At 69.5% G+C, this 13,548-nt stretch carries 11 protein-coding genes and 1 pseudogene; 8 read left to right on the plus strand and 4 right to left on the minus strand.

Going from position 1 to position 13,548, the window contains the following annotated elements; all coding sequences use genetic code 11:
• Positions 1-78 precede the first annotated feature (78 nt).
• Positions 79-1,008 (minus strand): LysR family transcriptional regulator, encoded by a 930-nt coding sequence (locus AC5P9C_RS03115; RefSeq protein WP_053505897.1) that lies wholly within the window; start codon positions 1,006-1,008, stop codon positions 79-81.
• A 93-nt stretch (positions 1,009-1,101) separates the two neighbouring features.
• Between AC5P9C_RS03115 and AC5P9C_RS03120 the strand changes: the two genes are divergently transcribed.
• Positions 1,102-2,295, plus strand: coding sequence for an MFS transporter (locus tag AC5P9C_RS03120; RefSeq protein ID WP_343542779.1), 1,194 nt, complete (start codon positions 1,102-1,104; stop codon positions 2,293-2,295).
• 290 nt (positions 2,296-2,585) lie between these two features.
• On the opposite strand, the gene AC5P9C_RS03125 is transcribed toward AC5P9C_RS03120, so the two are convergent.
• Both AC5P9C_RS03125 and AC5P9C_RS03130 read right to left on the minus strand, forming a co-directional pair.
• Positions 2,586-3,239 carry a response regulator gene (locus tag AC5P9C_RS03125; RefSeq protein ID WP_057493747.1) on the minus strand — a complete coding sequence of 218 codons (654 nt, stop codon included), beginning with the start codon at positions 3,237-3,239 and terminating at the stop codon, positions 2,586-2,588.
• Entirely contained in the window at positions 3,232-6,261 is a 3,030-nt protein-coding gene (locus AC5P9C_RS03130) for a sensor histidine kinase (protein WP_414615276.1), read from the minus strand. Before AC5P9C_RS03130 ends, AC5P9C_RS03125 begins: the two co-directional genes overlap by 8 nt.
• A 96-nt stretch (positions 6,262-6,357) precedes the next feature.
• Between AC5P9C_RS03130 and AC5P9C_RS03135 the strand changes: the two genes are divergently transcribed.
• From AC5P9C_RS03135 to AC5P9C_RS03165, 7 genes are all read left to right on the plus strand, one after another.
• On the plus strand, positions 6,358-6,687 hold the full coding sequence (locus AC5P9C_RS03135) for a hypothetical protein (protein WP_049465174.1): 330 nt from the start codon (positions 6,358-6,360) through the stop codon (positions 6,685-6,687).
• Positions 6,688-6,764: 77 nt separating this feature from the next.
• The gene (locus AC5P9C_RS03140; RefSeq protein ID WP_049465175.1) at positions 6,765-7,181 is read left to right on the plus strand and encodes a helix-turn-helix transcriptional regulator; all 417 of its coding nucleotides are present in this window, start codon (positions 6,765-6,767) and stop codon (positions 7,179-7,181) included.
• A complete protein-coding gene (locus tag AC5P9C_RS03145) occupies positions 7,178-7,834 on the plus strand; it encodes a hydrolase (RefSeq protein WP_343542220.1) in 657 nt (218 codons plus the stop codon). Before AC5P9C_RS03140 ends, AC5P9C_RS03145 begins: the two co-directional genes overlap by 4 nt.
• A 2-nt stretch (positions 7,835-7,836) precedes the next feature.
• The gene (locus tag AC5P9C_RS03150) at positions 7,837-8,262 is read left to right on the plus strand and encodes a DoxX family protein (RefSeq protein ID WP_074725355.1); all 426 of its coding nucleotides are present in this window, start codon (positions 7,837-7,839) and stop codon (positions 8,260-8,262) included.
• A 119-nt stretch (positions 8,263-8,381) separates the two neighbouring features.
• Complete coding sequence (locus AC5P9C_RS03155; protein ID WP_343542226.1) at positions 8,382-10,229, plus strand: amidohydrolase; 1,848 nt, start codon at positions 8,382-8,384, stop codon at positions 10,227-10,229.
• Positions 10,208-11,491, plus strand: coding sequence for an alginate export family protein (locus AC5P9C_RS03160; protein ID WP_343542223.1), 1,284 nt, complete (start codon positions 10,208-10,210; stop codon positions 11,489-11,491). The genes AC5P9C_RS03155 and AC5P9C_RS03160 overlap by 22 nt, the downstream gene beginning before the upstream one ends.
• Positions 11,485-13,128, plus strand: a complete 1,644-nt coding sequence (locus tag AC5P9C_RS03165) for an MFS transporter (protein WP_343542225.1) — start codon at positions 11,485-11,487, stop codon at positions 13,126-13,128. The genes AC5P9C_RS03160 and AC5P9C_RS03165 overlap by 7 nt, the downstream gene beginning before the upstream one ends.
• Positions 13,129-13,250: 122 nt before the next feature.
• Here the strand turns inward: AC5P9C_RS03165 and AC5P9C_RS03170 are convergent.
• Positions 13,251-13,439: pseudogene (locus AC5P9C_RS03170) on the minus strand (alpha/beta fold hydrolase); the annotation flags it as partial.
• Positions 13,440-13,548 lie beyond the last annotated feature (109 nt).

Genomic DNA, 13,548 nt, shown 5'->3' on the forward strand with positions numbered 1-13,548 from the left:
GAACGGAATCCACGCATGGCGTGGAGCTACCCGTATCGTCAGGAGATCCACGCCATGCGTGGATGATGTGAGCGGGCGCTAGCGCGGTGCCGGCCGCATTCCGTGCAGCTGCGGCAATGCGGCCTTCATCGCGTCGATGAAGGCGCGCAGCCGGGGCGGCTGCTGGCGCGCGGCAGGAAACACCACGTGCACCGGGAGCGCCGGTGCCTGCCAGTCCGGCAGCAGCTGCACCAGGCGCCCTTGTGCCAGGTCCTCTGCGACCAGCCAGGCCGAGACCACCGCCGCGCCCAACCCCGCGCGCGCGGCCTGCTGCACCACGAACAGGTTGTCGGTCAGCAGGCGTGGGCTGATCGACAGCGTGTGCGCGCGCCCCTGCGCGTCATGCAGCAGCAGGCGCTCGCGGTAATAGGTGACCAGCGAGATCCACGGCAGTGACTGCGCCTGTTCCGGCGTGCGCACCACCGTGGCCTGCACCAGCGAGGGCGCTGCCACGACGATGCGCGGCACTTCGGCCAGCGGCAGCGCGACCATGCGCGGCTCGTCCACCGGGCCGACCCGCACCGCGCAGTCGATGCCTTCGGCGACGAAGTCGGGGCGGCGATCTTCCAGGATCCACTCCAGGCTCAGCTGCGGATGCTGGGCGAGGAAGGCCAGCATGGTCGGCAGCAGCTGGGCCTGGCCGAAGGCGTGCGGCACCATTACCCGCAGGCGTCCACGCAGCGTTTCCGGTTCGCCCTGCAGCTCGGCCTGCAGCGACTCCCATTCGTCGACCACGCGTTGTGCATGACGCTGGCAGCGCAGCCCGTCCTCGGTCAGCTGCAGCCCGTGGGTGGAGCGCTGCAGCAGGCGCAGGCCGAGCTGACGCTCCAGCGCCTGCAGGCGCCGGCTGACCGTCGGCTGGGTGGTGCCCAGCTGCACGGCCGCAGCAGACAGGCTGCCGGCATCGACGATGCGCAGGAAGGTGCGCAGCAGATCCAGGCGATCGGCGCCGGTGGCAAGGTCATTCATGCGTGGCACGTATGAAGTGTATGTGCAGGAGCCTACTACAGACGCCAAGCGAATACAGGCAGGATACGCCCACCTCCTCCACCGGACTTCCCCATGTCTACCCCTTCGCTGTCCGTCGCCGCCGCACCCGCGACCGCACCGTCCACGCCGTTGGTGCTGGCGATGGCGGCCGGCGCCGGCTTCTCGGTCGCCTCGCTGTACTACAGCCAGCCGATGTTGGGCCTGATCGCCCAGGACCTCGGCGCAGGTGAACGCGCCGCCGGCCTGGTGCCGACCTTGACCCAGCTCGGCTATGCGCTGGGCATCCTGCTGCTGGCACCGCTGGGCGACCGCTTCGACCGCCGCAACCTTATTCTGTTGAAGTCCGCGCTGCTGGCGCTGGCACTGGGCGCCGCAGCGATGGCCGGGCACCTGCCGGGGCTGCTGATGGCCAGCCTACTGGTCGGGCTGATGGCCACGCTGGCCCAGGACATCGTGCCCGCCGCGGCGGTGCTGGCGCCGGATGCACAACGCGGTCAGATCGTCGGCCGGGTGATGACCGGCCTGCTGCTCGGCATCCTGTTGTCGCGCGTGGTCAGTGGCGTGGTGGCTGAAGCATGGGGTTGGCGCACGCAGTTCGTACTGGCTGCGGTATCGGTGGCGACGATGGGCGCGGTGATGGCGCGCGCGCTGCCGCGCTTTGCACCGACCAGCACCTTGCGCTATCCGGCGCTGCTGGGCTCGTTGCTGGCGTTGTGGCGCGAGCAGCCACAACTGCGCCGCGCCGTGGCCAGCCAGTCGCTGCTGGCCGTGGGCTTCAGCGCGTTCTGGTCGACGCTGGCGTTGATGCTGCACGCACGCCTGGGCCTGGGCAGTGCTGCGGCCGGTGCGTTCGGTATCGCCGGTGCGGCCGGTGCTCTGGCCGCGCCGTTCGCCGGTCGCTTCGCCGATCGGTTGGGCAGCCATGCGGTGGCGCGGCTGGCGATCGCAGTGGCACTGCTGGGCTTCGGCCTGCTGCTTGCTGAGCGCTGGCTGCCGGTCACTGCGCTGCTGCCGCTGCTGGTGGTGAGTGCATTGCTGTTCGACTTCGGTTTCCAGTCGGCGCTTGTGGCGCACCAGACGCTGGTCTACGGCCTGGTGCCACCGGCGCGCAGCCGGCTCAATGCGCTGCTGTTCACGGGCATGTTCATCGGCATGGCGGCCGGTGGCGCGCTGGGCAGCCTGGCGCTGGCGCAATGGGGATGGCACGGCGTGGCCTGGTTGGCGGCAGTGTGTGCGGGCAGCAGCCTGCTGCTGCGTTTGAAGTAGGGGTGATTGGCAGGGCCTGCAGCCCTGCACCTGCGGTCTGTTGGAACCGCTCTCGGGGTCAGATCCGTTTTCCGGAGGAAAGCGGATCTGACCCCAGATGTATTTCGATATCTGACAGAGATCCATCCACGCATGGCGTGGATCTACCGTGTCGACCAAGGTCGACACCTACCACCCGCCATCCCACGGAATCCATGCTGTTGCTGTTGTGGTTGCCGTTGCTGCCGAGGTTGCCGGCCAGCGGCCGGCACTACCGCGGGTGCAGGGCTGCAGGCCCTGCCGAACACTCGCTAATCGTGCCCGCTGTCGTCCAGGCTGATGATGCCGCGCCGCAGTGCCTGGGTGACCGCATGGGTGCGATCACCCACACCGAGCTTGTCCATCAGGCTCTTCATGTGCGCCTTCACCGTCTGCTCGGAAATCTGCATGCGCTCGCCGATGCGCTTGTTCGACAGGCCACCGGCCACATGCCGCAGCACCTCGGTCTCGCGCGGCGACAACCGGTCTTCCACCACGTGCGCGGCAATGCTGGCCGCCACCGCCGGCGGAATCGGCGCGCGGCGGCCACCGGCGACCATGCGGATGGTATCGACCAGTTCGTGGCGCAGCATGTCCTTCAGCAGGTAGGCGCTGGCGCCGGCCTGCAGTGCCCGTACCGCGCGTACGTCACCACGGTAGGTGGTCAGCACGATGATGCGCGCGCGCGGGTCCATCGCGCGGATCCGCACGATGGCCTCGACGCCATCCAGGCGTGGCATCTGCAGGTCCATCAGCACTACGTCCGGCCGTAGTTGCTGGTAGCGGGCGATGGCTTCCTCGCCGTCGGCGGCTTCGCCCAGCAGGCGCAGGTCGGGCTGGGCGCCCAGCAGCGCAGCCAGTCCGTCACGCAGCAACGGGTGGTCGTCGACCACCAGCACGCCGATCGGGGCAGGGGACTCACTCATGGGACGTTCTTCTCCAGGGCCACCGCCAGCGTGAGGGGCGGCGGTGATACAGGCGCCGGGCGGGAACCGCCAGCGCGACTTCAGTGCCCAGCCCGGGGCGGGTCCACAGCTGCAGCTCCGCGCCGAGGCGCTGCGCGCGCTCACGCATGCCCTGCAGGCCCCAATGGCCATGGCCTGCATTTTCGTCGGCGATGCCCACGCCATCATCGCGCACGTGCAGCAGGAAGCAACGCGCGCCGTAGGACAGCTCTACTTCGATGGCGCTGGCACTGGCGTGGCGCAGTGCATTGCGGATGGCCTCCCGGCCGATCAGGAACACCTCTTCGGCCGCGTCGGCCTGCAGCGGTGGCGCCGTGCCTTCGACGGTCAAGCGCAGTGGGTTGGTGCCGTGCCCGGCGTACTCGGCGTGCACATCGGCCAGCGCCGAGGCAAGGTCGCGGCCGGCGAAGGGGCCCTCGCGCAGGGCATTGACCCGCTCGCGGCCCTCGGCCAGGTTGCGTTCGGCCAGCTGCATCGCCGATTCCAGCTGGCTGCGCACCGGCTCGGGGGTCTGCGCTGACTGGCTGATCGCATGCAGGCGCAGGATCAGGCCCTGGCTGCCCTGCAACAGGGTGTCATGCAGGTCGCGTGCGATGCGTTCGCGTTCACCATTGCGTTCCTGCAGGCGCGCGCGGAACAGTGCGGCCAGCTGCCCGCTGCGGATGCGCACCGCCATCACCAGCAGCGCAAGTATCGCGGCGGCGCACAGCAGCTTGAACCACACCGTCTGCACGAAGGTGGGGGCGATGCGGAAGCTGCGGCTGGCCGGTGCGGTGCTCCAGATGCCGTCTTCGTTGGCCGCTTCGACCTCGAACCGGTATTTGCCCGGGGCCAGATTGGTGTAGTAGGCGCGGGTGCTGCTGCCGGCGTCCTGCCAGCCGTCGTCGACGCCGGACAGTCGGTAGCGGTAGCGGTTGCGTTCCGGGCGCGCCAGCGACAGCGCCACGTAGTCGATCTGCAACTGGCTGGTGCCGGCTGGAAGGCGCAGGCCGTCGCGCAGTGGCGCATGCATGCTGCCATAGAGCACTTCGCCGATGCGGACACTGGGCGCCATCGCATTGACGTGCGAACGGGTCGTGTCGAGCCAGGCCAGGCCCTGGTTGGTGGCCAGCCACAGCAGGCCGTCATCGGCCAGGACGGCAGTGGCGATCGGCCCGCTCTGCAGGGCGATGCCGGGCATGCCATCGATCGCATCGAACAGGCGCGGCGTGACCGGCTGGCCGCTGCGCAGGGCCGCGCGCAACGGGCCGCTTTCCAGCCTGACCAGGCCGCGGCTGCCGTTGAGCCAAAGGTGCCCGTTCGGATCGGCAACCATGCCGGTGATGCCTTCCAGCACACCGGCCATGTCGGTGCGCACCGGAACGAAACGGCCCTCGCCCAGACGTGCGGCCAGGCCGGCCTCGCCGGCCACCAGCAGCAGCTCCTGATGCTGCAGTATCGCAGTGACCGGCCCGACGGACAGGCCCTGGCGGGCGTCGAGGGTGTCGATGCGGGTGGCTCCCATCCGGCGCAGACGGCCATCGGCATAGCCGAGCAGCAGCTGGCCACGGGCATCGAGCGCCAGCGATGAGCAGGCCTGTTCGGGCAGACGGCCTTCCTGCCGCCATTGGCCGTGCAGGTACTGCAGGACGCCACGCTCCCCCGTGCAGACCCAGGCCTGGGTGTCGTCGGGGAACAGCAGGGCGTGCAGGGGCTGCCCGGTGAACGGGGCCGGCAGCGGAATCAATGTCGTGTGGCCGGCCACCGTGCGCGCAAGGTTGACCCAGTCGAACTGCCAGATCGGCGTGGGCGCCTGGCGCGCGGCGGCCTGCAGCTGCGGCGCGCTGCCATCCAGCAGCTGGCGTTGCAGGTCATAGGGCCTGAGGTCTTCGCCATAGCCATACACGCGACCATCGCTGGCCCGTACCAGCGAGCGGTAGGGGTCGCTCGGGCCGACCACCAGGGTGTGCACGCTGCGTGCGCGGAAGCGGTTGAGGCCGAGATTGGTGCCGACCCAGAGATTGCCTTCGCGATCGACGATGATCGGCACCGCCGAGGTGGCGGTCAGCCCGTGCGGCGAATCGAAGCGCTCCATGCGCACGGCCTGGGTGCCGGCGAAGGTGACGCGGGCGACGCCGCCGTGCGGGCTCATCGTGGCCCACAACGCACCGTCGGCGGTAAATTGCAGGCGCGCGGCGACCAGCGCCGGCAGCCGCCGCGCTTCACGCTCGCTGTCCGCTAGCAGGCCCTGCGCATTGGCCAGCGGCGACGTGCCGCGCACGCGGTCGGCCAGCCACACTTCGCCCTGCGGGCTTTCGGCCAGCGTCGCCATCTGCGAGACGGCGATGCCAGTGTCCTTGAACGTGGCCTGACCGGCGGCACGCATCCAGATCCTCAGGTCGGCCACTACCCAGAACGTTCCCCGGCTGTCGTGCAGCACCCACTGCACACGGCGCTCGGGCAGCCCGGCGCTGGCCGGCATGGGCTGCCAGCGTTGTCCATCGAACCGGCGCAGCCCGCCATTGATCGCCGCCCACAGCTGGCCCTCGCGATCATGGCTGAAGTGCGGCACCACGCCGACCGGCACGCCTTGCTGGCGGCCATAGCTGTGCAGCTGACCCTGCGCGAAGCGGCTGATGCCGGCCTGGAAGTAGCCGATCCACAGGGCGCCGTCGTGGCCATGGGCCAGGGTGACCATGTTGGTGGACGGGAAGTGGCTGCCGGCCGGGGCCGGCTGCCGTTCGAAACGGCGGCCATCGAAGCGGTACAGGCCCGAGCCCGTGGCCAGCCACAACAGGCCGTCCCGGTCCTGGGTGATGTCCCAGATGTCGCCGGGCGCGCCCTGGCCGACCCGCCAGGCCGTGTGTTCGTAATCGGGCAGGCCACCGCTCACCGGCGGGCGCTGCACGGCAAGGGCGGGCAGGGCGGTCAACAGCAGCAGGCACGTCAGCAGCGCCGGCAGGCGACGCAGGAACGGGAAGGGGCGGCCACGCATGGCGCGCATTCTGGCAGGTGTGGGGCAGCCCGGGGTGACCCGAACGGGGTAGGCAACGGGCGTCGCCGTCGGCTATCACGCCGGCATGACTCCCGGAGCGCATCCATGCAGCGCCTGTTCGTGATGTTCCCCGACCGCGGTCCGGGCATTGGCCTGCTGTGGCTGCGGCTGTGCCTGGCTTCGGCGTTGTGCACGCCCGGCGTGCACGCCGGCTGGTGGCTGCTGTGCCTGCTGGCGGCGGCCATGCTCGCGCTGGGGGTGTTGACCCCCCTGGCGGCGATGATGGCGGTCGCAGGCATGTTCGCGCAGCAGGCGCCTTGGCCGCTGGTGGTGTTGCCGCCGGCGCTGCTGATGGTGGGGCCGGGGGCCTATTCGCTGGACGCGCGTTGGTTCGGGCGCCGCCTGCTCGGCCGTCGGCCTCCCCCATTCGGGTAGGCGCCGGCCTCGACCGACGGGGGTAGGGCATCGCACGCCGGCCGCGCACCATGGGCCACCCCCTCGCGGCGCCCCGCATGGCCACCGTCAGTCCGCCCGATCCGTCCGCCATCCCGCTTGCCCCGCAGCAGGCCGCCGCACTGCAGCGAGCCCTGCGCTATGTCGATGAGCACCTGTCGCAGCCGCTGCGGGTCACCGAGCTGGCGGCCGCCGCCTGCGTCAGCCGCTTCCATCTGGTGCGCCTGTTCCGTAGCGGCACCGGCGCCAGCCCGTTGCGCTATGTGCGCCGCCGCCGCATCCAGCGCGCCTGCCAGTTGCTGCCGGGTGCGCAGCTGCCGATGGCGTGCCTGGCCCAGCAGCTGGGCTTCTTCGACCAGAGCCATTTCGTCCGCAGCTTCCGCGCGGAGACCGGGTGCAGCCCCGGCCAGTATCGGGCCGGCGACGCCGCCCTGTTGCTTCCCCATGATCGTGTTTCCCACGGAGTCCATCCATGAGCCTTGCCACCGCCACGCCCGCCCCGGCCCTGCTGTCGCCGACCGACCACGCCCTGGTGCTGATCGACTTCCAGTCGCAGATGGCGTTCGCCACCCACACCATCGACATCTCCGCGCTGCGCAACAACGTGTCGCTGATCAGCAAGGGGGCCAAGGGGTTCAACGTGCCGGTCGTGTTGACCACGGTGGCCGAGACGTCATTCTCCGGCCCGATGTTCCCGGAGCTGCCGCAGATCTTCCCGGGCCAGCCGGTGTTCGACCGCACTTCGATGAACACCTGGGAAGACCAGCCGGTGATCGATGAGATCAACCGCATCGGCAAGCGCCGGCTGGTTCTTGCCGGCCTGTGGACCAGCGTCTGCATCGTTGGGCCGGCGCTGTCGGCGCTGGCGCAGGGGTTCGAGGTCCATGTGATCACCGATGCCTGCGGCGACGTCAGCGAAGAAGCGCACGAGCGTGCGATCGCCCGCATGGTGCAGGCCGGCGCGGTGCCGATGACCAGCGTGCAGTACCTGCTCGAACTGCAGCGCGACTGGGCACGGGGTGAAACCTACGACCTGACCACCGGCATCGCCCGCGACCACGCCGGCGGCTATGGCATCGGCATCCAGTACGCCAAGCGCATGTTCGGCGCGCAGGAAGGCGGGCACTGAGCATGCTGGCTGGCCATGGCCTCGACCTGGCCCTGCTGATGCTGCGCGTGGCGGCAGGCGGCTTCCTGCTGCCGCACGCGCTGGGCAAGCTGTTCGGCTGGTTCGGTGGACCCGGGCTGCATGGCTTTGCTGCAGAGCTGCGCGGTTTCGGGCTGCCGGCAGTGGCGCCGTTGCCGCTGCTGTTGTCCCTGCTGCAGGTGCTGTCCGGGCTGGCCGTGCTGCTCGGCTGGCAGACTCGCATCGCCGCGCTTGCCGCCGCTGCCTTCATCGGCTTCACCGTCCTGTTGGCCCTGCCCAAGGGCTGGTTCTGGATGCGCGGCGGCAGTGAGTACCCGCTGATGTGGACCACGGTGCTGCTGGCCCTCGCGCTGGCCGGGCCGGGGGCCTGGGCGCTGGATGGCCTACGACTTCCGGGAGCTTTCGCATGAGTCACGATCCCCTCGACCACGGCCGCCGCACCGTGATGCTGGCCAGCGGCGCCGCGGTTGCGCTCGGCCTGGCCGGTCGCGCCGCTGCCGCACTCGATTCCACTTCCAAGGAGCGTCGCATGAGCACCCTGGTCATCCGCAATGCCCGCATCACCACCCTCGACCCGCAGCAGCCGCATGCCCAGGCACTGGCCGTGCAGGAGGGCCGCATCGTCGCCGTCGGCAGCGACGAGGAGATCATGCGCGGCTGGGGCAATGAAGCGACGCTGATCGACGCGCAGGGCAGGCGCCTGCTGCCTGGCCTCAACGACAGCCATACCCACCTGATCCGTGGTGGCCTGAACTACAACCTTGAACTGCGCTGGGACGGCCTGCGTTCGCTGGGCGACGCCCTGGACATGTTGAAGGCCCAGGTCGACCGCACCCCTGCACCGCAGTGGGTGCGCGTGGTCGGTGGCTTCACCGCCGCACAGTTCAACGAGAAGCGCCTGCCGACGCTGCAGGAGCTCAACGACATCGCGCCGGATACGCCGGTGTTCCTGCTGCACCTGTACGACCGCGCGCTGCTCAACCGCGCCGCGCTGCGTGCGTGCGGCTACAGCAAGGACACGCCGGATCCGCCGGGCGGGCAGATCGTGCGCGATTCGCTGGGCAATCCGACCGGGCTGCTGCTGGCCAAGCCGAATGCGCTGATCCTGTATGCGACGCTGGCCAAGGGGCCACGCCTGCCGATCGAGTACCAGGCCAATTCGACGCGCCACTTCATGCGCGAACTGAACCGGCTGGGCGTCACCTCGGTGATCGACGCTGGCGGCGGCTTCCAGAACTACCCCGAGGATTACCAGGTCATCGAGCAGCTGCACCGCGATGACCAGCTGACAGTGCGCATCGCCTACAACCTGTTCACCCAGAACAAGGGCAAGGAAGTGGATGACTTCCGTGGCTGGAGTGAAATCCTGCAGCCGCGCCAGGGCGACGACCTGCTGCGCCACAATGGTGCCGGCGAGATGCTGGTGTTCTCGGCAGCCGACTTCGAGCTGTTCAACGAGCCGCGCCCGGAACTGCCGCCGGAGCTTGAGCCCGAACTGCACGACGTGGTGAAGCTGCTGGTCGAGAAACGCTGGCCGTTCCGTATCCACGCCACCTACGACGAGAGCATCACCCGCATCCTCGATGTGTACGAACAGGTCAACCGCGAGGTGCCGTTCGATGGCCTGCACTGGTTCATCGACCACGCAGAGACCATCACCCCGCGCAACATCGAACGCATCCGTGCGCTGGGCGGCGGTATCGCCGTGCAGCACCGCATGGCCTACCAGGGCGAAGCTTTCGTCGAGCGCTACGGTGTGCAGGCTGCGCGGCACACGCCGCCGGTCAGGCGCATGCTGGCCGAAGGCGTGCCGGTCGGTGCCGGTACCGATGCCACCCGCGTGGCCAGCTACAACCCGTGGGTGGCGTTGTCCTGGCTGGTGACCGGGCGCACCGTGGGCGGCCTGGCGCTGTATGGCGAGGAGAACCTGCTCGAACGCGAGCAGGCGTTGCGCCTGTGGACGCAGGGCAGTGCCTGGTTCTCCGGCGACGAAGCAGTGAAGGGCACACTGAAAGCTGGCCAGCTGGCTGATTTCATCCTGCTTTCGGCCGACTTCTTCCGCGTTGATGACGCGCAGATCGCCGACATCACCAGCCTGCTGACCGTGGTCGGCGGCCGCATCGTGCACGCCGACGGCGATTACGCCGGCCTGGCGCCGCAGCTGCCGCCGGCGATGCCGGACTGGTCGCCGGTCAACCGCTTCGGTGGCTACCACGTTGGCGGCGCCGCCACCGGGTTGGCCGCCGCGCATCGCCACCATCACGGTGTGGCCTGCAGTACGCATGGTGCTCACGGCCATGCCGCGCTGCATACGGCGCCCACCGACGACCTGAGCGCCTTCTGGGGTGCGATGGGATGCTCGTGCTTCGCGTTCTGAGCCTGGCGCTGCTGGCCATGCCATGGATGGCGCTGGCCTGTGACGCCCCCCGCTGCACCGACGTGGGCGACGGCCAAGTGCAATGGGACGCCTCGCTGCGCCTCAGGGGGATGTACTACGACCCGGCCCGATTCGGTATCGGCGGCAGTGAAGACGGCTACGGCCTGCTGCGTGCACTGGCGTCGGCCACGTATGTCGAGGACAACTGGCAGGCACGGCTGCAGCTGGGCGTGCATGCCGAGAATGGCAAGGCAGGCGGCCCGGGCCGTACCGACCGAGGCGCCTTGGACGTGCAGCAGGCCTACTGGCGCTGGCAGCGCGGTGGGTTCCATCTGCAGCTCGGCCGGCAGGAAGCCGGCTATGGCAGTTCGCGGCTGTTGTCGGTGCGCGATGGGCCGAACATCCGGCTGGCATTCGATGGTGCCCGTGCAGGCTGGAAAGGCCGCCTCGGCACGCTGGACCTGATGGCGCTGCGACCGCTGGAGAACCGACCCGGCGCCTTCGATGACCGCGGCGAACGCGGTGCCCACCTGTGGGGCGCGTATGCGACCACCGCGCGGGGTCGTGGCCCAGGGCAATGGGATCTGTACCTGCTGGACTACCGTCGTGAAGGCGCGCGCTTTGCGGCGGGCTCCGGTACCGAGCGGCGGCAGACCCTCGGTGCGCGTTGGTACGGCCAGGCCGGTGCGCTGGACTGGAACACCGAGCTGGTGGCGCAGGGCGGTGAACTGCAGACGGTCGCCGGCACGCTGGATGTCCGCGCCTGGACGCTGGCCACCGACACCGGCTGGCGCTGGACCGAGCGGCCGCTGCAACCACGGCTGGGGCTGAAGGCGGATATCGCCAGTGGCGACGGCAACCTTCGCGATGGTCGCGTGGGCACCTTCAATGCACTGTTCCCGAAATCGGCCTACTTCAGCGAGGCCAGCCTGCTGGCCCCCGCCAATCTGATGGACGTGCAGCCGACCCTGACCCTGCGCCTGCGCGACGCGGTGACGACGGAACTGGGCGTACAGATGGCGTGGAAGCATCGCCGGGCCGATGCGGTCTACACCACGCCGGCGCCGCTGCTGGCGTTGCCGGGCAGTGCCGGTGGCGCGCGCCGCATCGGCACGCAGTACAAATCCGAAACCCGCTGGCAGGCCAGCGAACACTGGCAATGGCAGCTGCAGCTGGCCTGGGTCGACGCCGGTCCTGCGCTGAAGCAGGCCGGTGGCCAGGACACGTTGTTCGCCTCGATCGTTGGAGCATGGCAATGGTGAACGCAAACGCGTCGCAACCCGTACCGGCCGAAGGCGCCTGGTCCCCCCTGAAGATCCAGATGTTCCGATCGATCTGGCTGGCAATCCTGGCCAGCAACATCGGGACCTGGGTCAATGACGTGGCCGCCGCCTGGGTGATGGCCGAGCGTACCGGCTCGCCGTTGATGGTGGCGCTGGTGCAGTCAGCCACCACGGTGCCGATCGTGCTGCTGGCACTGGCCGCCGGCACGCTGGCCGACATCGTTGACCGCCGCAGATACCTGCTGGCGACGCAGGGCTGGATGCTGACGGTCGCTGCGGCGATGGCAGCGTTGACCGCGATGGACCTGCTGACGCCGCAGCTGCTGGTGCTGCTGACGTTCTGCATGGGCTGCGGTGCAGCCATGGCGATGCCGGCGCAGGCCGCGATCGTGTCCGAGCTGGTCCCGCAGCCGATGCTGGCCTCGGCAGTGGCGCTGAACTCGATCGGCATCAACATCGCGCGCTCGATCGGCCCGGCCGTCGGCGGCGTGATCGTCGCCCAGCTGGGAGCGGTCTGGGCGTTCGGCTTCAATGCGATCACCTTCGCCGCGATGCTGTTTGTGGTGTGGGGCTGGAAACGCGACCCGAAGCAGTCCAGCCTGCCGCCGGAAGGCTTTGGCGCCGGCTTGAAGGCGGGCCTGCGCTACGCCAGCCGCGCCGGGCGGTTGCAGGCGGTGCTGATCAAGTCGGTCGGCTTCTTCTTCTTCGCTGCAGCGATGAACGCCCTGCTGCCGGTGGTGGTGCGCGGGCAGATGCACGGCGGGGCGGGGCAGTACGGCATGCTGCTGGGCTGCATCGGGATCGGTGCGGTGGGCGGTGCGCTGCTGTTGCCGAAGCTGCGCGCGCAGCTGGACCGCGACCTGCTGGTGCTGCTGGCGACGTTGTCGCTGGCGCTGAGCCTGGTCGGGCTGGCGCTGACCCGCAGCTGGTACGTGCTGCCGGCGGTGATGCTGGTCAATGGCTTTGCCTGGATCACCGTGCTGTCGTCGTTGCAGATCGCCGCGCAGACGGCGGTACCGGCGTGGGTGCGTGCACGCGCACTGGCGCTGTACATCATGGTGTTTTCCGCCGGCATGGCCGCCGGCGGCCTGAGCTGGGGCGCGCTGGCGCAACGCACTTCGCCGGAGCTGGCATTGCTGGTGGCGGCCGCCGGCGCGGTGATCGGAGGACTGCTGGTGTGGCGGGTGCGCATTGCAGGCACCGAGGACCTGAATCTGCGCCCTGCCGGACACTGGCCGGCGCCGGAACTGTCGGTGCCGGTATCGAATGATCGGGGCCCGGTGCTGGTGACACTCGAGTACCGCATCGACGATGCCGATCGTGCGGCGTTCCAGGCGCAGATGCGCGCGCTGGGCACGATCCGTCGCCGCGATGGCGCGGTGGTCTGGGGCGTGGTCGAGGACGTGGCAACCCCGGGGATTTACCTGGAGTATTTCGTGACCCCATCGTGGCTGGAGCACCTGCGCCAGCATGAGCGCATCACCGCCGATGACAGGGCGATCCAGGAAGCCCTGCGGGCACTGCATCGCGGTGAGCGTGCGCCGGTGGTGCGTCACTTCGTGGGTGGGCACGATCCGTTGCCCGCCACCGTACCGCATCACCACACCGACATCTGACCCGCCACGGGTAGAGCCGGCCGCTGGCCGGCTGTGCGTGATTACGACGGATGATCGGGTTGCCGGCCAGCGGCCGGCACTACCGAAGGAGCGGCGGCGCCCTGGGGCGCCACCGCGGGACATCATTTGCGTGCGAACGCCAGCAGGTCGGCGTTGAACTGCTCGGCGTGGGTGATGGTCAGGCCGTGCGGGGCACCGGCATACACCTTCAGCTCGGCATCCCTGATGATCTGCGAGGACAGCTTGGCCGAGGCATCGAACGGCACGATCTGGTCGTCATCGCCATGCACGACCAGCGCCGGCACGTCGATCATCTGACCCGCCACGGGTAGAGCCGGCCGCTGGCCGGCTGTGCGTGATTACGACGGATGATCGGGTTGCCGGCCAGCGGCCGGCACTACCCAAGAAGCGGCGGCGCCC

The organism is Stenotrophomonas sp. YJH_SMC_10 (genome assembly GCF_059371555.1).